The following is a 23,882-nucleotide window of genomic DNA, read 5'->3' on the forward strand; positions in this document are numbered from 1 at the left end:
ACGCCTGCGTGTTGGACGGCATTAACTTAAAATCCTAACGAGGCGGTAAGCCGGTCGTGATTGATTGTCCGGATCAACACCAATGGGTCCCTGAAATGCTCGCAGTTTCGTGCGTTGTCGCAGTCGTTCTGATTTTTGCGGTGAGCTACGATTTGCAGCGGCACAAAGCCCGCTGAGCTTTCTGCGCCGCAGAGTCTCCCTGCAGTCACGTCACCTCAAGAAAACACCACCAAAGCCGCAAATGATCACCGAAGAGGATGGTCATTGGCGCGGAGGATGCTATTGGCGCAGGTGTTTAGTATGTGACGGTTAGATGACATATGTCCAAGAGTGCCCTCGACAAGGACCTGCAGCGTGTAGCCGGGCTGGAATCGGCAACGCATGATTTGGCCCGCACGCTTGCGGCCCCCGGCATAGCACTGGTCTTCCTGCTGCTTGCAGCTGTGTGGGCAAGCTTCGTCGTGGCCGACGGTCCGATGAGCTTCTTGGTGGTTATTGCTGCGGCGATAGCTGGCTACATGGCGCTCAATGTCGGCGCCAATGACGTCGCGAACAATATGGGCCCAGCGGTTGGCTCCAAGGCGCTGACCATGGGCGGTGCCCTGGTGATCGCTGCCATCTTCGAAGCCGCCGGCGCAATCCTCGCCGGGGGCGATGTGGTGAACACGGTCGCGCGCGATCTGCTCACCAGCGACAGCATCGAGGCGAGCACTTTCGTGCTGCTGATGATGGCCGCGCTGCTGGCCTCGGCGCTTTGGGTCAATCTCGCCACCTATATCGGTGCGCCGGTATCAACCACTCATGCGGTGGTCGGCGGTGTAGTGGGGGCCGGTGTCGCCGCCGCAGGCTGGACAAGTGTCGCCTGGACGACCGTGGGGACAATCGCTGCAAGCTGGGTCATTTCACCTGTGCTGGGCGGATTGGCGGCCGCCCTGCTGCTCTCATTAATCAAGCAAACCATCACGGATCGCATCGACAAGGTCTCGGCGGCACGCGTCTGGGTACCAGTCCTGGTGGCGGGCATGACTGGTGTTTTCGCCATGTACATGGCCACCAAGGGGTTCAGCCGCATTTGGAAGCCCGGAATGCCTGTGGTGATCGCGCTTGGCATCGGCTTCACTGCCCTTGGCTGGATTGGCGCGATGCCGCTGGTGCGCCGGCAGTCTATGGGAATGGAGAACCGCAAGAAGCATGTGGCGGCGCTGTTTCGCCTGCCCCTCGTCGTCGCGGCGGCCCTCTTGAGCTTTGCCCATGGTGCCAACGACGTTGCCAATGCGGTAGGCCCTTTTGCAGCCATTGTGACGACGCTCCAGTCGGGCGACGCGTCGAGCTCCAATATCGCCCTGCCCTTCTGGGTGCTGGCGATTGGCGCTATCGGCATTTCGCTTGGCCTCTGGCTATTCGGACCGCGCCTGATCCGCACGGTGGGCGAACAGATCACCAAGCTCAACGAAATCCGGGCCTATTGTGTAGCGCTCTCAGCCGCGATCACAGTGCTGGCGGCATCGGCCCTGGGCCTGCCGGTTTCCTCCACCCACATCGCCGTGGGCGGTATTTTCGGCGTTGGCTTTCTGCGTGAATATTATTCCCGCAAGGACCTCGACTTCAGCGCCGTTCCTATTCACGCCAAGCATGTGGACCCGGCAACCCTGAACGCGACGCCCGAGGATGCCCTTTCCAAAGAGCGCAAGACTGAACGGCGCAAGCTGGTGCGCCGTCAGCATGTGACAAGCATTGCGGCTGCCTGGATTATAACGGTGCCGGCGTCGGCCGCCTTGGCCGCTGTGCTGTTCTGGCTGCTGCGCCTGACGATTGGGGGTTAACTGCCCGAGCGAAGGCTCGCCTGCAGCAGCACGGCAATACGCGACAAGGCCCGGTCATTGAGCAGGCGGCGCGCCTCGGGCAACACGGCCCAGTGCCGCAGGCGCTGATCCATTTCCTTCCAGACGTCCAGCTGTGTCTCGACCCGCAGCGGATAAAGATCGACATCCACAAGGCTTGATCCATCGACGCTGGCACTCGAGCGGTAGCTGCCGATAGGGTCCACAGCAATCTGGCCAGATACGCCGGCCTCTTCCATCGCCTCCACGGCAGCACTTTCCCACGGCGTCATGCCTGGCTCGATATCGCCCTTGGGGAATATCCAGCGGCCCGTACGGCGCGAGGTAATCAGCAGGAACACAACACGGCCATCGATTACCGAATAGGGCAGCGCACCCGACTGGCGCATCCCTGGTGTCGTTTCCACCTTCGGGCTCCAATTGCTCAGAAATCCGCGCAGCATGTGGGCTCCCGCTGTAAAAGGAAATTGGTCTTCGCACACCAAAGGCCGAGCTGTCGAGCCGGCATCGCGATGTGCGCAGGGCAACAAAAAAGGGCCCCAAGGGGCCCTTTCGGAAACGCTGGCTGCTAGGCTTAGCTCAGCAGGGTCAGGTTCGTAGCGGAAACCTTGCCGTCACGGCCGGTTTCGAGTTCGTAGGTCACCTTGTCACCTTCATAGAGGCCCTGCAGGCCCGAACGCTGAACGGCAGAAATGTGCACGAAAGCGTCCTTTTCACCGTTTTCTGGCGAGATGAAGCCGAAGCCCTTGGTGGTGTTGAAGAATTTGACGGTACCGGTGATGGTTGCCATGGAACGAGGTCCTCAGTAGTGGTCGCCGCTATTGCAGCTAAGGGTTGAAAACGAGCCAATAAAAGCCCGGCCTAACGATTCACAGATCAGGAGGTAGCCAAGTTCCCGGTTTTTCCGGTCGATCAGATAGCGCAAGATAGTGTCGTATGGCAAATATATGCAGCGAAATCGCTCGAATTTCAAGTCAGTTAACTGGGTAAAAAGAAACACCCGATCCAGGAGGGACTCCGGATCGGGTGCATGGCGCCTAGGTGGCGCGTTGCAGCATGGGGCGATGCTGCAATTTCTTAGCCGCGTGGGCAGGTGTCGCGGTAGCGCGAACCATTCGGGCGTTCGTAGATGCAGATGTTGCTGTCGTTGCTGGCGCGGCCAAGGACGTTGCCTGCCGCAGCACCAACCACGCCACCAACGCCTGCACCAACTGCCGTGCCCAGCACGCTACCGGTTGTTGCTGCGCCGACGATGGCACCGGTACCAGCGCCGATGGCCGCACCCTGCTCGGTTGCGGTGCATGCTGCCAGCGACATCGTTGTTGCGGCAATGATCAGAAACTTGTGCATTCGGAACCCTCCAAGGATACTATCGGGAAACAGAACAACCTTTTCGCCAAGAAGGTTCCCGCCGCCTTTTGACAAAATATGAACTAATTCCGCTTGCCTGCCGCCGCAGCGACCACCAGGGCCAGCCATCCCACGATCATGCCCATGCCGCCCAATGGCGCAGCGCCCGGAAAGAGCCCGCGGTTCATCCACTCGCGCACAGCCAGATCTGCTGCAAACAAGACGGTTCCCCCGGCCAGCAGGATCGCACTCCACCAGAACAATCGGCCTGCTCCGGCAAGCCCCAGTGCAAGCAGCGCCGGCCCATGGGCAAGGCAGATCAATGCAATGGCGGAAAGGTTTCGGCTTTCGCCATGGGACCCGGCCGCTGCAGCCGCGACACCGACGGCACCAGCAATTCCACCTGCCGCAATCAGCAGGCGATGCCGTGCACCAAGTCGCGCAGGCGTGGTGGGGTTCTCCTCTGGCTGCATCTTTCGCCTCTTCCTGGTTTGAGTTAGAGCAAGGTCCTGCGAGTAGGACATCACCCGATGAACGAGCAAATCACGGTTGCGCCCGGCGCCGCCGCTTCAACCATTGCGCCAAACACCAGCTGGACCAAAGAGCTATATGCGACCTTTGCGCTTGCCTGGCCCTTGGTCGTGGCGCAATTGGCGCAAAATGCCCTGCATACAACTGACGTCATCCTGCTCGGCTGGCTGGGGCCGTCCTATCTTGCCGCGGGAACGCTTGCGACCACATTTCTGATGCCGTTCCTGGTTGCCGGCGTCGGCATCGTTGGCGCCGTCGCGCCACTTGTGGCCCAAGCACGGGGCGCGCGCGACATAAAGGCGATCCGGCGGATTGTACGCCAAGGCTGCTGGGCAGCTATTGCGCTCGCCACCCTGCTCGTACCCATCGTCTGGCAGATCAAGCCGATCTATTTGGCGCTAGGGCAAGACCCCTTGGCGACCGAGCGGGCCGAGGAATTCATGCACATTGCTGCCTGGTCGCTTTTCCCGGCCATTGGGCTCATGGCCTTTCGTTCTTTGCTCTCCGCATTTGATACGACGCGGGCTATCCTGGTGATCACCATTGCAGGTGTCCTGATCAACGCGGCGCTCGCCTACGTGCTGATCTTTGGCCATTTCGGCTTTCCTCGCATGGAACTGCGCGGGGCTGCTACCGCTACCCTGATCACCAATTTCGCCATGCTGGCAATGATGATGCTCTATGTCGTTCGGCATCGCAGACTGAAGCGTTTTCATGTCCTTGCACGCTTCTGGAAGCCGGACTGGCCGCGCTTTCGCGAGATTTTTAGTGTGGGCCTGCCGATCGGCCTGACCGTGCTGGCGGAGGTGGGTCTTTTCACCGCCGCGGCAATCCTGATGGGTCGTCTTGGAACCGATGAAGTCGCCGCCCATGCCATTGCCCTGCAATGCGCGTCCCTTGCCTTCATGGTCCCCATGGGCATCGGCATCGCCGCAACGGTGCGGGTCGGCAGGGCTTATGGGCGCGGTGATCCGGAAGGTATTCGCAAGGCGGGCTGGACGGCTTTTGCGCTGGGAACCGGGTTCATGGTCCTGTCCTGCACAGTGTTCCTGACCGCCGGCCCAAGCGTCGTCGCCCTGTTTCTTGATCCTCATAATGTGGCCAACAGCAATGCCGTGGCGCTAGCCGCGACGTTCCTGGTGGTAGCGGGCGTTTTCCAGCTGGTTGATGGCGCCCAGGTCGTGGCGGCTCATGCCCTACGCGGATTGAGCGACACCAAGGTGCCGATGATGGTGGCCATATTCGGCTATTGGGCCGTTGGCCTGCCTATTGCCTATGGCTTGGGATTCGCTGCCAACTGGCGCGGCGTAGGCATCTGGATCGGCCTCGCAGCCGGTCTCACCTTTGTGGCGGTGGTGCTAGTCATACGCTTTGCCATGCGCGAAAGGCTGGGGCTGCTCAGACCTCGATGATCGCTTAAGTGTTTCGTGGCCAGTCACCGAAGCGATTGCGAAACCAGGTTCGTTGCCGCTTGGCATATTGATGGGTCGCAATGGTCGCCCGGCTGATCGCCTCTTCGCGGCTGAGTTGCCCATCGAGCCAGGCCCCGATCTCGCGTACCCCGATCGCCTTCATGACAGGCAGGCTGGGATCGAGCTGCAGCGAACGCAGGGTGGAGACCTCCTCGATAGCGCCCCCGGCAAACATGGCTTCGAAGCGCCTGGCGATACGGTCGCGCAAAACCTGCCGATCCGGACCAAGGACCATACGCTCCACCGCGAACCCCTCCAGCAATCCTGCCTGCTGATCGTCCTGAAAGCTCGACAGGAGCCGCCCGGTAACGCGCTTGACCGCAAGTGCGCGGACCAGTCGTTGCGGGTCGGCCACTCCGAGCCTCGCCGCTGTTGCCGCGTCCTCGCGCTGTAGCAATGCCAAGCGCCCCGCGCCGTCCAGCGCTTGAATCTCTTGTTGAACTTGAAGCGTAACCTCTTCGGGTACCTGCGGAATATCGGCAAAGCCGTTGAGCAGCGCGTCAAAGTAAAGGCCGGTTCCGCCAACAAAGATCAGCGGGCGCCCAGGAGGCGTTGCAGCCATCACATCCTTGGTGGCAGCAAGCCATTGGCCGGTTGAATACCGGATTGCCGGATCGACATGGCCGTAAAGACGATGCTCGGCCAGCGCCATATCCTTGTCTGCTGGGCGCGCCGTGACGACCTGCAGCACGTCGTAGACCTGCATGGCGTCGGCATTGACGATTATGCCGTTTTGGGCGCGCGCCAGTTCCAGGGCAAGGGCCGACTTGCCGCTCGCGGTGGGACCCGCTATCAGCACCGCACGCCTGCGGTACGTCACGCGTTTCCCCTTTGAGGCTTGCCTATGCCGGTTCTTTGCCTGATCGCCAATCCCTTTGACTCCGAACTCGATCCTGATCTTGCCGCCGCCGTACTCAAGCAGACGGGTGGCGAGTTGAACTGGCTCAACCACGCCATTGCCTGCGAGATCATCGAGCCGAAGTCAACAGATGCGCTGGCCCTCGCACGAGAGATCATCGGTGCACGGCGCGTCGATGCGGCCCTTGTGCCCAGCGAAGGAAGGCGCAAGCAGATCCTGGTTGCCGACATGGACTCAACCATGATCGAGCAGGAGTGCATCGACGAGCTCGCAGCGGCCCTGGGCATCAAGGATCAAGTAGCCGAGATCACCGATCGCGCCATGCGCGGCGAACTGGATTTCGGCCAGGCGCTCGACACCCGGGTGGCGCTGCTCAAGGGCCTGGAGCGCAAGGTGATCGAAGAAGTTAGGCGTGAACAGATCACGCTTATGCCCGGCGGCCGCGCCTTGGTGCAGACCATGAAAGCCTATGGCGCCTACACCTCCCTTGTGTCCGGCGGGTTCACATTTTTCGCGGACTATTTCGCCAAACGCATTGGTTTTGATGAAGCCGTCGCCAATGTCCTTGAGTTCGATGGCGAGCGGCTGACCGGAACGGTGCAGAAGCCGATTGTGGACAAGAACACCAAGCGTGACCGGCTGATGGCCTTGGCCGCCGAGCGCCAGATTCCGCTTAGCCAGACCATGGCTGTAGGCGATGGCGCGAACGATCTCGACATGATCCGCATAGCCGGCTTTGGGGTAGCCATGCATGCCAAGCCCGCCGTTGGTGCAGAAGCCTCCATTCGGATCGATCATGGAGATCTGACCGCTTTGCTCTACCTGCAAGGCTTTAGCGACGAAGAAATCGTCCGCTAAAAGGAAAAGCCGGCGCATGGCGCCGGCTTGATGATTGCAGTTCTTGGAACTCTTAAGGGGTCGCCGGAGCGGGTTCCGCTGGAGCCGGTGACGGCGCAGGCTGCGTAGCTGGGGCCGGTACCGGAGCCGCTGGCGGTGCCTCGGCAGGCGCGGGAACTTCCGTCCCCACTGTTGGTGCCAGTTGCGAGCCATCCTCGAGCGTCAGCGTGGGAGCAGTGGTGTCCTCGATGCCAAGCCCATCCAAAGCCGGTTCGTTCGGCGCTGCGGCTGGTGCCGGAGGCGCCGCGGGCGGGTTGATGGGCGGTGCGAGGTTGGGGTTAGCCGGAGGCAGTTCCCCGCCCGAGCCGAAATAGCTGAAGAACGCGCTCTCGGGCGATAGAACGAGCGTCGTGTTCTCGCCGCGCATCGATGTCCGATACGCTTCCATGGAGCGGTAGAATTCGAAGAATTCCCGGTCCTGGCCGTAAGCGGCAGCAAACAAGCGGTTCCGTTCAGCATCGCCCGTACCACGGATGATTTCAGCATCACGGGTTGCCGCGGCGACGATTTCCACCGCCTGGCGATCAGCGATAGCGCGTAGGCTTTGTGCCTGCTCCTGGCCACGGGCACGCAGCAGTGCGGCTTCAGCGAGACGTTCTGCCCGCATGCGTTCAAACGTGGTGGCCGACACGTCCTGGTCCAGGTCAGTGCGCAGGATACGGACGTCAACGACATCAATGCCGAGTTCTGCAAGGTCCGGACGAATAAGATCGCGGGTTTCCTGCATCATCTGGGCGCGCTGGTCAGACAGCGCCGCGTTGAATTCGCGTGCCGCATAGACCTGGCGCAGGGCCGAGTCGAGGTTGGCGCCAATGCGATCTTCAACGACCGAAAGCTGGCCTGTTGCACGCTGCCGGAACAGGCGAGCGTCGGCAATGCGATAGGTGAGGAAAGCGTCGACCTGGTAGAAGGCGTTACCGGATACCTGCACGCGCATATTGGCAATGTCATAGCGCAGGAGACGGTCTTCGATGATCTGAACGCGATCAACGAAGTCGGTCGGGATCTTGAAGTAGATGCCCGGATCGGTCCGTATATCGGTGATCTGGCCGAAGCGGGTGACGATCGCCTGTTCACGCTCGTTGACGACGTAGATCGACGAGAAGAAGACGTAGAGCGCAGCAATGATGACGACGCCGATGATAATCAAACGGTTTTGCATCGGTTAGTTCCCCGTCGACGTGGAGTGAGTCGCAGGCGCGACGGTGCCAGCGCGAAGTTCGGGCAGCGGCAGATAGGGCAAGACGCCCTGGGCGCCGGCCCCGTTTTCGACCAGGACCTTCTGGGATTCACCCAGAACCTGTTCCATTGTTTCAAGGAACAGCCGCTTGCGTGTCACCTCGGGGGAGTTGACGTATTCGGCATAGATGGAATTGAAGCGCTCGGCCTCACCTGTTGCTTCCTGCACAACTCGGTTGGTGTAGGCAGCCGCGTCTTCGCGCAACGCCGCCGCTCGTCCGCGGGCATCACCCAACAGGGTGTTGGCATAGGAGCGCGCTTCTTCCTGCAGGCGCGTTTCATCCTGGCGGGCACGCTGCACTTCGTTGAAGGCGTCGATCACTTCAGCCGGAGGCCCGGCGTTTTCGATCAAAACCTGCGTTACGTTCACGCCAAGTCCGTAACTGTCGAGCACGGTGCGGATAATCTCGAGAACTTCGTTCTGAATGCCCGCGCGGTCGTCACTATAAACTTCCTGCGCCGGACGGCGGCCCACCACTTCGCGCATCGCGCTCTCTGACGCGTAGCGGATCATGGCTTCCTGGTCGCGAACGTTGAACAAGTAAGCGATAGGGTCGTTGATCGCCCAGAAGACCGAGAACTGCACGCTCACAATGTTCTGGTCGCCCGACAGCATCATGCCATCGCTGGCAGCGCCGGCATTGCGATTGGAGGTGTTGGTGGCGGGAGATGCGTTGCCGATCTGGGTCTGGTTCAGCGTCAAGGGAACGCGCTCAACCGTTTCAATCGGCCAAAGGTGGAAATGGAGCCCTTCGCCCGAGAGTTCGGGCTTGGGCGTGCCGAAGCGCAGCTCGACGCCGACTTCACTCGAGCTGATGGTGTAAACCGAATTCAGCGCCCAAAAGGCCCCAAGCGCCAGCACGCCACCAATGATGGCCCAGCGGCCACCGGGAAACCCGCCGCGGAATTGATCGCGGCCGCGGTTGAGAATATCCTCGAGGTTGGGCGTGTTTCCGCCGCCGGGCCGACGCGGTCCACCACCACCGCCACCGGGCGCTTGCCCCCAGGGGCCGCCATTATTATTGCGGCCACCCCCGCCTCCGTTACTCTCCCACGGCATCGCGTCCCTTTCAGTCTATTTCGTTTCGTTGAGCCATATATAGGCAAGCACTCCGCGCGATCAATGCGCTCAAGCCTTGCGCCGCTCGTACACTTTGACGCGGTAGGTGGCTTGATCCTTTGGATGCGGCTCAACATCGGGCAGATCGACCACCGCCCAACGCGTAGGATCTATGGACGGGAAATAAACATCGCCGGCCGGGGAAAGGTCGACATGACTGATGTAGAGGCGCTCTGCCCGATCCATCAACTGGGCATATACATCGCCGCCACCGATAACCATGACCTCGTCGACGCCATCGCTTTGCGCAACCGCAATAGCCTTTTCCAGCGCCTGCTCGACACTGGAAAAGACGTGCACACCATCAGGCTGGTAACGCTCTTGTCGCGTAACAAGAATATTGGTCCGACCGGGCAAGGGCTTGCCCACCGTTTCGAACTGCTTGCGGCCCATGATGATGGGCTTGCCCAGTGTGGTGCGCTTGAAGAAAGCGAAATCGGATGGGATATGCCACGGCATGGCCTGCCCGCTACCGATAACACCATTCTCGGCGACAGCCGCAATCATCGACAGCTTGACCATCATGCTGCACCCAGCTTGGAGAGCGCTTCGCCCTCGATACGCACCTTTGTCCACGCGTCCTGCAAGACGCCGCCCTGCGAAAGATAGAACTTGATGGAAGGCTCATTCCAGTCAAGCACCCACCATTCGAACCGGCCGAGCTTTTCATTACCGCAGCGCTGGGCAAGGTGAACCAGCAAAGCCTTGCCGATACCCTTGCCGCGCAGGGACGGATCCACAAACAAGTCCTCCAGCCAGATGCCGTGCCGGCCCTGGAAGGTTGAATAGGTGTAGAACCAAAGCGCAAAGCCTACTGGCGCCCCGTCCCATTCGGCAATATCGCAAAAGACCTTGGGCTTGGGACCGAACAGGTCCCGCACGATGTCGGCTTCGCTGGCCCGCACCTCGTGGCTCAGCTTTTCGTACGCCGCCAGATCCTTGATGAAGCGGAGGATGAGAGCAGCATCCTCCCTTATCGCGGGACGAATGTTGAGGCTCATTGAGGATCCGGCAGCCGGTTCAGGACCAGGATTTCCAGGTCTCGCGCTGGCCAGAAATCGGTCTTCACCATTTCGAATGTGGTTGGCCCAATCTTGGTGACGTCCTCGCCGCAAAACGAAACCAGATTGTCGGGGCTGCCTTTGTCCACAACGAGCCGGAAGCGCTCGATGGCGCCGCCGCTCCAGTTCCCGCCGGTGGTCAGGACATAGGAAATCCAGCTCTCGGAGAACGGCGCACTCCAGGGCTCATCAGGGTTGGCCAGGGTCTTGCGCACAGCGGATATGAAAGCCTCGTCCATGCAGTACTTGGTTTTGTACTCGCTGGCAAAGTCATGCCCTTCGGATGGCTCGTACAGGAAACTGACGCCGGTGGTGCCGCCAACGCTGGGCTTGTAGCGATGCTCAACCGTCACGGTTTCGCCAGCAGGAAAGCTGGCTTCCCAGGTATAGGCGGCCCGATAAGTCCACAACGGGTAGACCTGGCTCTCCCAGCCGCTTCCCTCATCGAACTCGTCGATGGAAAGCATGCCCAGATGCAGCAAACGCGCCTTGTCGTCGTCGCTCAAAGCATTGACAGCGTCATTGGCCTTGTCGGTGAAGGACACCACTGGCAAGCCGAGCTCCTTTATGACGTCCGTACGATCCACACCCAGGGCGAAAGCATATTCGTGCAATTGGGCGTCCACGGGTTCGCCGTTGAACGTGGTCTGGAACTCGAAAAGATTGTCGTCCGGCCCGGTTGGAAAAGACACGATCGCGTGGAAGTCCGGCACGAGATCGGGCATGGGAAAGGCCACAAGCACGTTCTGGTCTTCCGCCGTTTCATTGCGGAACTGATAGACGACCTGAATCTCGTCCGCCGAGATGAAAAGCTCCTCGCTTTCCATGACGATCTTATCATTGATGACGAACTGGAGCCCGCCCGTCGTCAGCACAGCCGACGTGTCATTGGCGAGAACAGGAACGCTGGCGGCCAGCAGAAGGCCGAGTACTGCAAGAGACTTCATTTAGTTTCCCTCCGCCGGCTCTAGGGCGTGCGAGCCAGCGCTGATTTTGATCTTATCTAGCCGGTTCTTGTGGAAGGCAGCTAGACAGAAACCGGCGCCTTGATGTGCGGGTGCGGGTCGTAGCCGATGAATTCGAAATCTTCGAAGGTGAAGTCTTCGATCGAGCGAATGGCCGGGTTGATCTGGAGCCTGGGCAAGGGACGTGGCTCACGCGTGAGCTGCAGCTTGGCCTGCTCGAAATGGTTGGAATAGAGGTGCACATCGCCAAAGCTATGGACGAAGTCACCGGGCTCCAGACCCGTCACCTGCGCAATCATGTGGGTGAGCAGGGCATAAGAGGCAATGTTGAACGGGACGCCAAGGAAGCTATCGGCCGAGCGCTGGTAGAGCTGACAACTGAGCTTGCCATTGGCGACATAGAACTGGAATAGGCAATGGCATGGCGGCAGCGCCATGTCGTCCACTTCCGCCGGGTTCCAAGCACTCACGATATGGCGTCGTGAATCCGGCTTGGTCTTGATGGACTCGATCACATTGGCCAGCTGGTCGATCTGCCGGCCGTCCGGCGCTGGCCAGCTGCGCCATTGCGAGCCGTAGACCGGTCCCAGATCGCCATTCTCGTCGGCCCATTCATCCCAGATCTTTACGCCGCGCTCCTGAAGCCAGCGCACATTGGTTTCCCCGCGGATGAACCAGAGGAGTTCATAAATGATGGATTTCAGATGCAGCTTCTTGGTGGTCAGCAAGGGAAAGCCCTTGGCCAGATCAAATCGCATCTGGTAGCCAAATAGGCTGCGCGTGCCCGTGCCGGTGCGGTCGGACTTGTCGACCCCGTGCTCGAGAATATCGGAGAGAAGCTTCAAATAGGGCTGCATGGGGCAAGCTGTAATTCGATTCGGCAGGCGGTGAAGCAAATCCCTGCGGTTCCACCACAAGTTCTGCTGATTTATGGGCGCTTTTTGTGCCCGAGCCATTTGCATCCGCGCGCGCGGCCCTTATATAGGGAGGGCTCGCAAGAGCTATGGCAATAAACTGTCATCGTAATAAACCTTTCGGACCCGGGGGCAGTACCCGGCGCCTCCACCATTTTACCGGCCTGGCCGGGCAGCCAATGGGGGCGAAACAGGATCGACGAGGGCGTAAAGGGTGTGCTTTTGCTCGGTGAGGTACCACCGTTATCGGTCCGAAACTTATAGTTGCAAATGACAACCATAAGGCTCCAGTCGCTCTCGCTGCGTAAGCAGCGCTAGCTCTGGGAATCTAAGTCCTCCAGCCCTAGCCGGCTGACAGGCGGGGTCCGCAGGCACCTGGCAACAGAAGCCTGCACCTTCTCTTCAATCTTGCTTGCTTGGCCCCTTTATCCTTGAATTTCCTTGGAACGTAGGGCTGATATGGGCCATTCGGGATTCGTTTTAATCTGACCGGACTGTGACCCATGGCCGAAGACCATATGCGCTACGACATTCTCGCCCAGGAAGCCCTGCGCGGCGTCGTGCGCAAGGTATTGGCCGAAGTTGCCAAGACTGGCCTGCCCGGCGAGCACCACTTCTTTATTTCCTTTGTGACCCGCGCCCCCGGCGTTCGGCTGAGCGAGAAATTGCTCGGGCAATACGACAAGGAAATGACCATCGTCATCCAGAACCAATATTGGGACCTCAAGGTCACCGAGACCGCTTTCGAGGTAGGGCTGTCGTTTGACGGCATCCCCGAAACGCTGGTGATCCCCTTCTCGGCTGTGAAGGGCTTTTTCGATCCTTCAGTGCAGTTCGGCCTGCAATTCGATCCCGCCACTGCGGCCAGCTCCTCGGCCGTAGAAGCCGAGGCCGACAAGGCCGTTCTGGCGACCGCTTCGAGCGAAGAAGACAAGCCGGGCGAAAAGGTCATCAGCCTCGACGCTTTCCGCAAGAAGCCGTAGTTCGCCCCAAATGGAAAAGCGGTCCCTGTCCATTTCGGGCCACCGCACATCCATTGCGCTTGAGCCCGAGTTCTGGGCCGCGCTGGAGCAGATGGCCGAGCAGCAGCAACTGCCCATGGCCGCCCTGATCCGCCAGATCGACCAGGATCGTGCCACGACCAATCTTTCATCAGCCTCGCGGCTAGCGGTGTTGCGGTGGTATCAAGCCCAGCTTGAAGCCGTCAGAGAGACGGGCTGACCGGCGCGCTCACCGGCGGAAGCGTTGGCCCTGGCAGGGTCAGGTCCAACGTACCAGTAGGGGCCGGAACAGCTGGCGCCTGCCTCTGCAGTTCGCGCACTTGCCGTTCCTCCTCAGCCCTTTGCGCCTCTGCCTGCCGCTCCGCTTCCTCGGCCGCAAGCCGCTCGGCCTCGGCGGCTGCCCTTTGCCGTTGCGCCTCGATCAGCCTATTGCGCTCCTGCGCCGCAGCCCTTTGCCGCTCGGCATCCTCGATGCGAAGCGCTTCAAGGCGGTCGACCTCAAGCTCGTTCGCGCGCACCTGAAGGGCGGCAACCATCTCGGCCAGATCAAGCGTGACCGCAGGCGCCAGCAAGGTCCCCGCAAGGTGGGACACGATGCGCGCCGTGTCGTTGTTGACCAGGCCCTCGGGATCTTCGAACCCGCGCGGGGTCAAAACGAAACTGCCGGCAAGACCAAGACTGGGCAGCGCCAGGCTGATATCGCCCGCTAGCCGCCCCCCTTCGCCTTCAACGATCAGATTGGTCAGGCGGGCCACGCCACCGGCAATGGTGAAGGCACCGGCCGCAGAAGGCGCCGAGAAATTCCCCTGCCCCAGTGCAAGCCCGATCAGGGCATCAAGCGCATCGGCTTCGGTGTTCAGAACATCTTCAAGGCCCGCAATTGTTGGAAATACCGATGGTGCTAGGCCGCTCACCGCAAAGTCGGCAATTGTGAAGCTGCCCTCCCCAGCAAGCACGCCAATGGCTTCGGCAAGGCTTGCGCCCGTAGCTTCGAACTGAACACCACCGTCAAGAATGCCCCCCAGCGAGTCTGCAATTGCCGGTGGCGCGACGGTTGCGATGGCGGCGCCGGTCAAGCCCAGCCGCCCGCTCATGGTTTTCTGCGGCAACGGACCAGCGCAGCAAATGGTGAGATCAAGATTGGCTTGCCCTGCACCCAGCGCGCCTTCGAAGCGGCCCAAGCGAAGCCTTGTTTCATCCCAGCTCAGCTCAAAGCTTGAGGGGCCCAGGATAGGCTTCCCGCCGCCGGCAAGGCTTCCGACCTCCACCGATACGGTGCCACGCGTTTGTCGCGGTGCCTCGCCCAGCGTGATCGGTCCGTCGGACCAAAAGCCGGCGCCCGGCACCAACGCTGCGGGACCGAAAAGGCCAGCAGCCAGGCCTTCGATTGAAACGGCATCGGCTCGAATGGAGCCGGCGACGGCAGTATTTGCGCCGGTACGGGACAAGGACAATTCGCCGGAGAACTCTGCCTCCCCCGAGGCACCGGTAATCGCCTCAAGCCGGGCAAGGCGGTTGCCTTCGAAATGAAGGTCAGCGCTGGCTTGCGCCTGGCCCAATGCAAGATCCTGCAGCCCGGCGACCTGCGCCAGTGTGCCGATATTGAGAACATTGACGTCGAGCCTGCCGGTGCCTTGAATTTCTGCATCCGCAGCCAGTTGCAAGTCCCCGAAAAAGCCTATGCTTTCCTCGTCCGAGCTGGCGTTGACCGACCCGCGCAGCCCATCGGCAGGAATGCCTTGTAGCCCCGCGCTTACCAGCATGCTCGCCCCTTGGAACGGGCTTTCTTCACCCAGGCCCAGCTGGCGCGCCAGGGCCAGCGGATCACTTGAATCAAGGGAAGCCGTCAGGCGCAGCTGGCCCGTCGAGAAACCGGCCATGCCGCTCCCGAACTCAGCCCGCAGATTGAGTTCAGCTTCCCCCACAGCTCCGCCAAGGGTCAGCGTTTGCGAGCCAGTCTCGGTTGGGGCCGAGAGGTCGACCAGAAGGTCGGCGGGCATCGACCGTGCGAGAGCTTGGCGCCAGGACAGCGGCACTTGTGCGAGGTCGTAGAGCCTGGCGAGGGCTGGAGCCGATCCGTTGTTGATGCCTACACGCCCCGAGGCGGTGATCACCGGCTCTGCCACGTTTCCGCCAAACGACATCGTTGTGTCCAAGCTGGCGCCACCCCAATCCCCGGCCTGGAGCTGGTCCAGGATGATCTGGCCAGGGCGCCAATGACCTTGGGCAGCGAGCTCAGTGCCATCAAGACCAAGCACAGTCGCGCTCTTGCCGGTCAGGGAAAAACTACCTTCCGGAAAGCTGTTTCCAAAGGCGGGCTCGGCGGCGATCGGGGGCAAAAGGGCAGCCAGGATGGAGCTTTCGCTAGGGCCCAGCGCATCGAAATGGCCGACGAGGTCGAGGCGCCTTTCTTCCCCGAACCCCAAACGAAGTTCCACCGCATGGCTTGTGCCCGCAAAGGTGAGCGCTCCATTATTGAGGCCAACCGCGTCCCCGCCGAGAAGGATTTCACCCTCCAACCGCCCGGGCTGGTTGAAAAGCGCATTGTCCGGATCAGGCTTGCGCCAAAGCTGCGCCAGGGCATCGAGCCGCTCGCTGTTGAGCGAAACACGGCCTTTGAACACGGCCGCCCCGCTCTCATTACCCAATTGCCCGCTCGCGCGCACTTCGGTGTTGCCCGGAAGCTGCGCCACAAGCTGCTCCACCTGCCAGTTTGTGCCGTCCGTGCTGGCATCGACCCGGACTTCCCGCAGGGCAAAGCCGCGCAAGGCGATCTCGGCCAGATCGATCCCGACCCGGCCCTCCATGGGCGGAACCAGCGGCGCTGGCAGCTCGCCCAGGAGCCGCACCAGCTCATAGGGCTGGATGGAGGCATCCTCATTGGCATCGCGCGGTGGCAGGCTGAACACACCGCCCGAGATCACCGCGTCGAAATTGCGCCTATTGCCCAGCTGAATGCTGGCGGCGCCAGTGAGGCGGGTCCCTGCCCTGTTTTCGTCGGGCTGCAGCGTATAGCCGGAAAGAACGATCCGGTCGGTGGAGCCCGTCACCTTGCTTTCCAGCACCAGATCGCCTCGGATATCGTCGGCGGCTTCGCCAGGCGGCGGCGTTTGCCGGTAAACCATGGTTCCATCGAACCTGGGCGCCATGCCTGGGGTCAAAATGCCCTGGGCGCTAAGGACGAAATTGCTGCCCGAGACCGCCGCGGAAGCTTGTGTATTGCCGGCACTGTCGAGGGCCGCCGAATTGAAGCGGATGACATAGCGGCCATCACGATAAAGAGCCGAGCCCTGGAACTGGAAGGGGCCGGAAAAGCTCGAAATCCTGAGCTCGCCATCAACGTCATCAGCAACGAAATTCTCGCCCGAGCGCTGGTCCATCAGCCTGACCGTAGCGTCCTGGATCGTCGCCTGGCTGAGGGACACGGGATTGCCCTGCGGCGCGATCGTTACCCCGCTACCGAAAAACCCGGTTTGATCCAGGGTAAAGTCCACCACCGGCGCGACTAGCACCAGCTTGGTGACGTTGTAGTCGTCGCGCAGGAACTCGAGCAGCGAGAACTCGGCTTCCACCCGGTCCACCGTTGCGGCGGGTTCTTCGGGTGAGCCCACAAGCACGTCTGCAAGGTTGAGGCGCGGGCGCGGCAGAAGGGCGAAGTCGATATCGCCGCGGATGGTGACCGGTGTTCCCAACACATCACTGGCCAGCTCTTCCATTCGGGCGCGGTAGTCGCCCCATTGAATAAATCGCGGCGCGAGGAATGCGCCGGCCAGCACGATGATCGCCAGCAATCCGATAGCGATATAGATCCGATTGAGCACTGTGCGCGGCCACCCGATTTTGTTGCGCGGAGTTTAGGCCAGCGGCGGCTCCGCGCAAGTCTGAAGGACTGGACAACCACACTTGCCCCCTTGCGTAAAGCTAAATGGCGATGGTCCTTTGCCTCGTCTGGTGATGACGGCCATGTGAGGCGCGGCGTGTGGCGCGCTGTTCTATACAGGACCGCCTCTGGTCCCTATATTGCCCACCAGAACAAACCAAGATTCGTCCATGCCCGCGCTGCCCTGCCCGCCCCGGCCTGCAGCGATGGAAAGGCCATAGATGCCCGGTGAAAACCATGATCTCGAGCGCCCCGCTGGAGGCGCCATCACCAGCCAGTTCCGGCGGAACCAGGCCCCTGATTACCTGAGCGGTCTTAACGCCGAGCAGCGCGACGCGGTGGAATCCATCGAAGGTCCATTGCTGGTGCTGGCGGGTGCCGGCACGGGCAAGACGCGCGTGCTGACGACCCGCATTGCCCACATCATCAATACCAACCGCGCCTGGCCTTCGCAGATCCTGTCGGTGACCTTTACCAACAAGGCCGCTCGCGAGATGAAGGAGCGCATCGAACGGCTGGTGCCGCGGCTTGAATCCATGCCTTGGATGGGCACGTTCCACTCCATTGGGGCGCGCATCTTGCGGGCCCATGCGGGGCTGGTGGGCCTCACCTCGTCCTTTACGATCCTTGATACGGACGATCAGATCCGCCTGATCAAACAATTGCTGGAAGCCGACAATATCGATGAAAAGCGCTGGCCGGCCAAGCTTTTTGCCTCGATGCTGGATGGCTGGAAGAACAAGGGACTCTTGCCCAAGGACGTCTCTCCGGCCGATAGCGGCAGCTATGCCAATGGACGTGGTGCAAAGCTTTATGCCGATTATCAGGCACGGCTCAAATCGCTGAACGCTGCCGATTTCGGTGATCTGCTGCTCGAATGCATCCGGCTGTTCAAGGAGAACCCGGACGTTCTGGCGGAATATCACCGTAAGTTCCGCTACATGCTGGTGGACGAATACCAGGACAGCAATGTCGCCCAATACCTTTGGCTGCGGCTGCTGGCGCAGGGAAAACCGGCGAGCGAAGCCAATATCTGCGTCGTGGGCGATGATGACCAATCCATCTATGGCTGGCGCGGCGCCGAGGTGGACAATATCCTGCGCTTCGAAAAGGATTTCCCGGGCGCCAAGGTGATCAAGCTCGAGCGCAATTACCGCTCGACATCCAACATTCTCAAGGCTGCTTCGAATCTTATCGCCTTCAACGAAAGCCGGCTGGGCAAGACGTTGCAGACCGATGTGGGGGATCGGGGGGAGCCGGTTTCCGTTACCCAGGTTTGGGATTCCGAAGAGGAAGCCCGCAGCGTCGGCGAAGAGATCGAGCAGTTCCAGCGCCAGGGCGAAAGCCTTAATTCCATGGCGATCTTGGTGCGCGCCTCGTTCCAGATGCGCGAGTTTGAAGAGCGCTTCATCACGCTGGGGCTGAATTACCGGGTGATCGGCGGCCCACGCTTTTATGAGCGCAAGGAAATCCGCGACGCCATCGCCTATCTGCGCCTTGTGGCACAGCCTGCCGACGACCTGGCCCTAGGACGGATCATCAATACGCCCAAGCGCGGGATCGGCGATTCGACAGTCCAGCTGCTTTATAGCGCCGCGCGGGCTGCCGACGTGCCTATGCTTTCGGCCATTCGCATGCTGGTGGAAACCGAGGAACTCAAGCCCAAGCAGCGCACGACCTTGCGGGGTCTGGTGGCGCAGTTCGATAACTGGGCCATGCGCGCCGAAACCCTGAAGCCGTTCGAGCTCGTGGAACAGATCCTGGAGGAAAGCGGCTATACGGACATGCTGAGCGCCGACAAATCGGCAGAGTCCGAAGGGCGCAAGGAAAACCTCAAGGAACTGAGCCGTTCCATGGAGGAGTTCGACACGCTGGGTGGTTTCCTCGAGCACATTTCGCTGGTGATGGACCGCGACAGCACCGACGCCGCTGATGCCATTACCATCATGACCCTCCATGGCGCCAAGGGTCTGGAATTCGATACGGTGTTCCTGCCCGGTTGGGAGGAAGGGACTTTCCCCAGCCAACGCTCGATGGACGAAAGCGGCCGCGCGGGGCTCGAGGAAGAGCGGCGGCTGGCCTATGTCGGGATCACCCGGGGGCGCAAGCGCGTCCGAATTTCGGCGGCACAGAACCGGCGCATCCACGGGCTCTGGCAATCGGCCATTCCCTCGCGGTTCCTCGATGAATTGCCGGCTGATGCGGTGGAGGTGAAGGATACTGGCTCCTCCTATGGCGGCTATGGCTATGGTGGCGGGGCGACCTCGCGGTTCAACAAGGCCGACCCGTTTGAAAGCGTCTACCAGACGCCGGGCTGGCAGCGCGCACGGGCACAGCAATCAACGCGCAAGGGCGGCGGGCCCCTGACCATAGAGGGCGATCTGGTCGCCCGCTCGGTGGATCTGGGCAGCGACCGTTCGGCTTTTGGCAAGGGGGAGCGGGTGTTTCATCTCAAATTTGGCTATGGCGACATTGCCGAGATCGAGGGCAACAAGCTGACCATTGATTTCGAAAAAGCCGGGCGCAAGAAGGTGTTGGAGAGTTTTATTACCAAGGGGTGAGTGCTTCTGGGCATTTTGGCTTTTCCAAGTTTTGGCTCCTGACGGATCAGCCTTCGGACATGCCGACCTGCGAAGGTCCGCAATCCCCATCCGCTCGTCACCCTCGGGCTTGACCCGAGGGGTCTGTACTGAAAACGTGTGCCGCAAGTGCAGACCCCTCGGGTCAAGCCCGAGGGTGACGAGCGGAGTATAACAGGTGACCGATCCCGCTCGCTAACCGTCTGGCTTCCAACAAGAGAGCACATCGCATGATCATTTCCACGACCCCGACACTCGAAGGCCGCCCTATCCGCGAATATCTTGGGCTCGTCACCGGCGAGGTGATTGTGGGCGCCAATATCTTCAAGGATCTGTTTGCCGGCATTCGCGACATTGTGGGCGGCCGGGCGGGTGCCTATGAGGGTGCGCTACGCGATGCACGCCGGCAAGCCTATGAAGAACTCAGCTATGAAGCCGAGCGCATGGGGGCCGATGCGGTTGTTGCGGTTGATCTCGATTATGAAGTGGTGGGGCAGAACGGCTCCATGCTGATGGTGTCCATTACCGGGACGGCTGTGCGGCTTTAGGCTTTTTGTCGTGGAGCTATGCCTCCATTCGCTCACCCCGGGTCGAGCCCGGGGCAGGCTCTGGTGGTTCGACAGGCTCACCATGAGGTTCCTCTTCCTTTGCGGCTGTCCGGCCGTGGTGCTTTTCTCCTCTGGCTCAATAGACCTCAGGCTCACCATGAGGTTTCCTGTGCGCCAGCAATTTACCTGCCCTCGTTCGGGCGGGGATAAGTTTGATTGACGAAGGCGAAGGCTTGGCGCAAGGAGGCGGCAAACACAGGGAAAAGCGCCATGGCCGTTGATCAGATCTCATCCGAAATGCTGAGCAAGGACGAGGCTTATGCCTTGGTCGATGCCGTGATGGAGCGGGACGATCTGGCCCTGACGGCTTCGGCGCATGAGGATGAAGAGACCGGCCTCTGGGTGTTTGAAGCCGGTTGCGAAAGCCCGGCGCAGGTCGAGCCTTTTGCCGATCTGGCGCGGCAAGCCATTGGGCGGGAAGTGCAATTCAGCGTCGAGCCGCTGGACCCCGAGGTCAACTGGGTGGCCAAGTCGCTGGAAGGCCTGGCGCCGGTGATCGCCGGGGGCTTTTATGTCTATGGCAGCCACGAAAGCGGACCCATTCCGGCAGGGCTGACGCCGATGAAAATCGATGCGGCTCAAGCCTTTGGCACGGGACACCACGAAACAACCACAGGGTGTTTGGAAGCCATCAACATCCTTCTGAAACGCACCAGACCGCGGCGGATGATTGATGTGGGCACGGGAACGGGCGTGCTGGCAATTGCCCTCGCCAAACGGACGCGCATGCCCGTTATTGCCAGCGATATCGACCCGATTTCGGTGACGACCACGCAGGAGAATGCCAGCCAGAACGGGGTTGGCAAGCTCATCATTGCAGTTGAGGCGACAGGGCTAACCCACCCAACCATCACGCAAAACGGGCCTTATGATTTGATCGTCGCCAATATTTTAGCTGGTCCCCTGATGGCGCTGGCCCCGGCTGTCGGCCGCGCAGCGCAAAAGGGCGCGACTATTATCCTGTCTGGGATTTTGGAGCATCAGGCGCGCGGCGTGATCAATGCCTATCAACGCCAGGGCATGACCTTGCGGCAGAAATTGCAGCGCAAAGATTGGACCACGCTGATGCTCGAAATGCGCTAGCATTGCGATTAGCACAAGCGCGTTCGGGTTAGCAGACTGTTATCGTTTAACCCCGCCTATGGCGCCGGCGGCACTGTTTGGCTAAAGAAAAATCCCCGGAGCCAGGCTTCGGGGATCTCTACATCGGGATCGTCAGCTATGAAAAACAGCGGCCTCAAGGGCGCTTGGTGAATGCGCCGATCAGCTGATGCTGCATGCGATAGCTGACCTGGCGGGTCGATTCGCGGCCACGGGCGTCGATAACCGACCCCAATGCCTTGCGAAAATCGTTTCTGCTCTCGGTCATCTCAGTCTCCATGCACGTCTAGAACGGTTAGTGCCCCCGTTGCGCTCTAGATAGGCCACCGAGCAGGGTTTGATTAGAGGCTCAATCGGCAAGCCAGCCCTGCAAGACTCGCAAGCCGTATTAGCGCTTTGTTAATGTGCTGTTTGCGCGGCCATAGCTGCGCTCAAAACGCTCCACATAAAGCCGGGCCTGGCGCTCGCGACCGGCGATCAATGCGGCAAATGCCCGTGCTGCCAAATTCTTGCGATCCGCCATCTTCGCTCTCCTTGCTTCCACCGCTAAGATAGGGCGCCCCGCCCCTTTTTTGCAGAGGGCGTCGGGCACACCTCCTATGCCCTGCCTGCACGATCACCCGCCAAGAGTTGCCCATGACCAAGACCAATGTGCCCCCGTTTCAAAGCTTCGAGGAAAAGTCGGACAAGGCGCTGGTCGCGCCCCGGCTTGCCGCACTGCGCGAGGTGATGGCGAAAGCGGGCGTAGATGGGTTCCTGGTGCCCCGGGCCGACCGGCATCGCGGAGAATCGGTGCCCGCGAGCGAAGCGCGACTCGGCTGGTTGACGGGGTTTACCGGCTCGGCCGGCATGGCGCTGATCGGCCGCGAGCGAGCGGCCCTGTTTGTGGACAGCCGCTATACGCTGCAGGCGCCGACCCAGACCGATACGGCACTGGTGGAAATCGTCCAGACCGATCGGGGCGGCCTCAATGCTTTGGCAAAGGACCTGATCCCGGCGGGCGGCACCCTGGCTTATGATCCCTGGCTGCATACGCCGGGGGAAGTGCGAGAATTGGAGCAGCTGCTGAAGGGGCACGCAAACCTGGTGCCCAGCCAGAATCTGGTGGACCAGATCTGGACCGATCGACCCGGCGCGCCGGTGAGCCCGGTGGAATTTCTTGGCCACAACCGCGCTGGGCGGACGGCCCAGGACAAGATCGGCGAAATCCAGCAGGTGCTGGCAGCGGAGGGTGCCCATGCAAGCGTGCTGACCCTGCCTGAATCGATCTGCTGGCTATTCAACATGCGCGGCCGCGATGTGCCCAACACCCCGTTCGTGTTGGGCTTTGCCCTTGTTCCGACCGATGGGCAGCCGACCCTTTACCTCGACCCGGCCAAGATCACGGACGAGATCCGCACGAGCTTGACCGGAATTGCAGCGATCGCCAGCAGCGAGGATCTGCTTGCCGATCTGCGCCAGCTTGGTGCCGAGGACAAGGCCGTGCTGATCGATCCGGCATCGGTACCCCAGGCAATTGCCACGAGTTTGAAGTCAGCCGGGGCGACGTTGATCGAAAAACGCGATCCCGTGCTCCTGCCCAAATCGCGCAAGAACGCAGCGGAACTGGCGGGAATGCGGGAGGCGCATAGGCTCGATGGCGTGGCGCTGGCGAAGTTCCTCCACTGGTTCGACAGCAATGCGCCGGAGGGCACGCTCACCGAGATCGACATCGTTTCGGCGCTGGAGGGATTCCGGCGCGACGAGGAAAGCTGCGTCGATGCGAGCTTCGATACAATTTCGGGTTCGGGGCCCAATGGGGCGATCGTTCATTACCGCGTGACCAATGGGACCAACCGCCGGCTGGCTCCCGGCGAGATCATGCTGGTGGACAGCGGGGCGCAGTATTTGTCCGGCACGACCGACATCACCCGCACCATGGCAAGCGGGCCGGCAACCGCCGAGCAGCGCGACCGCTTCACCCGCGTGCTCAAGGGCATGATCGCCATTTCCATGGCGCGGTTCCCCAGGGGAACGAGCGGGGCGCAGATCGACATCCTGGCGCGCCAGTTTCTGTGGCAGGACGGGGTGACCTATAATCACGGGACCGGGCATGGCGTGGGCGCTTTTCTGGGCGTGCACGAAGGGCCGGTCGGCATCTCCTCGCGCTACACGACGCCGTTCGAGGTGGGCAATGTCGTTTCCAACGAGCCGGGCTACTACAAGGAGGGCGAATACGGCATCCGCATCGAGAACCTGATCACGGTTGTGGAGAGCGGAAAGTTCGAAAACTTCCTGGAGTTCGAAACGCTGACCCTGGCGCCAATCGACCGTCGGCTGATAGCGGCCGAGATGCTGAGTGCGCAGGAGCGCGCCTGGCTGGATGCCTATCATCAGCGGGTCTGGACGGAGATCGGGCCGCTGGTGAGTGGGGAGGTGCGAACCTGGCTAGAGGAGGCGACGCGAGCGATCTGAGCCGCCTTGG

At 61.1% G+C, this 23,882-nt stretch carries 22 protein-coding genes, 1 other RNA gene and 1 pseudogene; 10 read left to right on the forward strand and 14 right to left on the reverse strand.

Going from position 1 to position 23,882, the window contains the following annotated elements; all coding sequences use genetic code 11:
• The first annotated feature begins 320 nt into the window (after positions 1-320).
• On the forward strand, positions 321-1,823 hold the full coding sequence (locus tag DDE77_RS05990; RefSeq protein WP_108396524.1) for an inorganic phosphate transporter: 1,503 nt from the start codon (positions 321-323) through the stop codon (positions 1,821-1,823).
• Here DDE77_RS05990 and DDE77_RS05995 read toward each other — a convergent pair.
• The 4 genes from DDE77_RS05995 to DDE77_RS06010 all read right to left on the reverse strand — a co-directional run bounded on the left by DDE77_RS05995 (position 1,820) and on the right by DDE77_RS06010 (position 3,664).
• Entirely contained in the window at positions 1,820-2,284 is a 465-nt protein-coding gene (locus tag DDE77_RS05995; RefSeq protein ID WP_108396525.1) for an NUDIX hydrolase, read from the reverse strand. The two genes, DDE77_RS05990 and DDE77_RS05995, sit on opposite strands and share 4 nt — an antisense overlap.
• A gap of 131 nt (positions 2,285-2,415) precedes the next feature.
• Entirely contained in the window at positions 2,416-2,631 is a 216-nt protein-coding gene (locus DDE77_RS06000; RefSeq protein ID WP_035101027.1) for a cold-shock protein, read from the reverse strand.
• Positions 2,632-2,918: 287 nt separating this feature from the next.
• On the reverse strand, positions 2,919-3,191 hold the full coding sequence (locus DDE77_RS06005; protein ID WP_108396526.1) for a glycine zipper domain-containing protein: 273 nt from the start codon (positions 3,189-3,191) through the stop codon (positions 2,919-2,921).
• Between the two features lie 83 nt (positions 3,192-3,274).
• Positions 3,275-3,664: a DUF423 domain-containing protein gene (locus DDE77_RS06010; RefSeq protein WP_108396527.1), complete on the reverse strand. Its 390-nt coding sequence runs from the start codon at positions 3,662-3,664 to the stop codon at positions 3,275-3,277.
• 57 nt (positions 3,665-3,721) lie between these two features.
• On the opposite strand from DDE77_RS06010, the gene DDE77_RS06015 reads away from it, so the two are divergent.
• Complete coding sequence (locus tag DDE77_RS06015; protein WP_108396528.1) at positions 3,722-5,134, forward strand: MATE family efflux transporter; 1,413 nt, start codon at positions 3,722-3,724, stop codon at positions 5,132-5,134.
• Between the two features lie 4 nt (positions 5,135-5,138).
• On the opposite strand, the gene miaA is transcribed toward DDE77_RS06015, so the two are convergent.
• Positions 5,139-6,014: a tRNA (adenosine(37)-N6)-dimethylallyltransferase MiaA gene (gene miaA / locus DDE77_RS06020; RefSeq protein ID WP_108396529.1), complete on the reverse strand. Its 876-nt coding sequence runs from the start codon at positions 6,012-6,014 to the stop codon at positions 5,139-5,141.
• A gap of 24 nt (positions 6,015-6,038) precedes the next feature.
• Between miaA and serB the strand changes: the two genes are divergently transcribed.
• Positions 6,039-6,911, forward strand: a complete 873-nt coding sequence (gene serB / locus DDE77_RS06025) for a phosphoserine phosphatase SerB (protein WP_108396530.1) — start codon at positions 6,039-6,041, stop codon at positions 6,909-6,911.
• Between the two features lie 265 nt (positions 6,912-7,176).
• On the opposite strand, the pseudogene hflC reads toward serB, so the two are convergent.
• The 6 genes and pseudogenes from hflC to DDE77_RS06055 all read right to left on the reverse strand — a co-directional run.
• Positions 7,177-8,112 (reverse strand): annotated as a pseudogene (hflC, locus tag DDE77_RS06030) (protease modulator HflC); the annotation flags it as partial.
• 3 nt (positions 8,113-8,115) lie between these two features.
• Positions 8,116-9,249, reverse strand: coding sequence for an FtsH protease activity modulator HflK (gene hflK, locus DDE77_RS06035; RefSeq protein WP_108396532.1), 1,134 nt, complete (start codon positions 9,247-9,249; stop codon positions 8,116-8,118).
• A 69-nt stretch (positions 9,250-9,318) separates the two neighbouring features.
• Positions 9,319-9,834, reverse strand: coding sequence for a dihydrofolate reductase (locus DDE77_RS06040; RefSeq protein WP_108396533.1), 516 nt, complete (start codon positions 9,832-9,834; stop codon positions 9,319-9,321).
• Entirely contained in the window at positions 9,831-10,310 is a 480-nt protein-coding gene (locus DDE77_RS06045) for a GNAT family N-acetyltransferase (protein WP_108396534.1), read from the reverse strand. Before DDE77_RS06045 ends, DDE77_RS06040 begins: the two co-directional genes overlap by 4 nt.
• Positions 10,307-11,317, reverse strand: a complete 1,011-nt coding sequence (locus DDE77_RS06050; protein WP_108396535.1) for a DUF4424 domain-containing protein — start codon at positions 11,315-11,317, stop codon at positions 10,307-10,309. The genes DDE77_RS06045 and DDE77_RS06050 overlap by 4 nt, the downstream gene beginning before the upstream one ends.
• A gap of 80 nt (positions 11,318-11,397) precedes the next feature.
• Positions 11,398-12,192, reverse strand: a complete 795-nt coding sequence (locus DDE77_RS06055) for a thymidylate synthase (RefSeq protein ID WP_108396536.1) — start codon at positions 12,190-12,192, stop codon at positions 11,398-11,400.
• Positions 12,193-12,286: 94 nt separating this feature from the next.
• Between DDE77_RS06055 and ssrA the strand changes: the two genes are divergently transcribed.
• The 3 genes from ssrA to DDE77_RS06070 all read left to right on the forward strand — a co-directional run bounded on the left by ssrA (position 12,287) and on the right by DDE77_RS06070 (position 13,470).
• Positions 12,287-12,645: a transfer-messenger RNA gene (ssrA, locus tag DDE77_RS06060) on the forward strand.
• A 107-nt stretch (positions 12,646-12,752) separates the two neighbouring features.
• Positions 12,753-13,232, forward strand: a complete 480-nt coding sequence (locus tag DDE77_RS06065) for an SspB family protein (protein WP_108396537.1) — start codon at positions 12,753-12,755, stop codon at positions 13,230-13,232.
• 10 nt (positions 13,233-13,242) lie between these two features.
• Positions 13,243-13,470, forward strand: a complete 228-nt coding sequence (locus DDE77_RS06070; protein ID WP_108396538.1) for a ribbon-helix-helix domain-containing protein — start codon at positions 13,243-13,245, stop codon at positions 13,468-13,470.
• On the opposite strand, the gene DDE77_RS19665 is transcribed toward DDE77_RS06070, so the two are convergent.
• Complete coding sequence (locus tag DDE77_RS19665) at positions 13,454-17,071, reverse strand: AsmA family protein (protein ID WP_108396539.1); 3,618 nt, start codon at positions 17,069-17,071, stop codon at positions 13,454-13,456. The two genes, DDE77_RS06070 and DDE77_RS19665, sit on opposite strands and share 17 nt — an antisense overlap.
• Positions 17,072-17,351: 280 nt before the next feature.
• On the opposite strand from DDE77_RS19665, the gene DDE77_RS06080 reads away from it, so the two are divergent.
• From DDE77_RS06080 to DDE77_RS06090, 3 genes are all read left to right on the forward strand, one after another.
• Entirely contained in the window at positions 17,352-19,691 is a 2,340-nt protein-coding gene (locus tag DDE77_RS06080; RefSeq protein ID WP_108396540.1) for an ATP-dependent helicase, read from the forward strand.
• 248 nt (positions 19,692-19,939) lie between these two features.
• On the forward strand, positions 19,940-20,257 hold the full coding sequence (locus DDE77_RS06085; RefSeq protein WP_108396541.1) for a heavy metal-binding domain-containing protein: 318 nt from the start codon (positions 19,940-19,942) through the stop codon (positions 20,255-20,257).
• Between the two features lie 270 nt (positions 20,258-20,527).
• Positions 20,528-21,400 carry a 50S ribosomal protein L11 methyltransferase gene (locus DDE77_RS06090; RefSeq protein ID WP_108396542.1) on the forward strand — a complete coding sequence of 291 codons (873 nt, stop codon included), beginning with the start codon at positions 20,528-20,530 and terminating at the stop codon, positions 21,398-21,400.
• A 154-nt stretch (positions 21,401-21,554) separates the two neighbouring features.
• On the opposite strand, the gene DDE77_RS20050 is transcribed toward DDE77_RS06090, so the two are convergent.
• Both DDE77_RS20050 and DDE77_RS20055 read right to left on the reverse strand, forming a co-directional pair.
• Entirely contained in the window at positions 21,555-21,686 is a 132-nt protein-coding gene (locus DDE77_RS20050) for a hypothetical protein (protein ID WP_281261291.1), read from the reverse strand.
• 120 nt (positions 21,687-21,806) lie between these two features.
• Positions 21,807-21,941, reverse strand: a complete 135-nt coding sequence (locus tag DDE77_RS20055; protein WP_281261292.1) for a hypothetical protein — start codon at positions 21,939-21,941, stop codon at positions 21,807-21,809.
• A gap of 113 nt (positions 21,942-22,054) precedes the next feature.
• Here DDE77_RS20055 and DDE77_RS06095 point away from each other — a divergent pair, with 113 nt between their 5' ends.
• Positions 22,055-23,872: an aminopeptidase P family protein gene (locus tag DDE77_RS06095; RefSeq protein ID WP_108396543.1), complete on the forward strand. Its 1,818-nt coding sequence runs from the start codon at positions 22,055-22,057 to the stop codon at positions 23,870-23,872.
• The last annotated feature ends 10 nt before the right edge of the window (positions 23,873-23,882 follow it).

Origin of the sequence: Devosia submarina, from assembly GCF_003056345.1 — a bacterium.
Taxonomy (GTDB): domain Bacteria; phylum Pseudomonadota; class Alphaproteobacteria; order Rhizobiales; family Devosiaceae; genus Devosia; species Devosia submarina.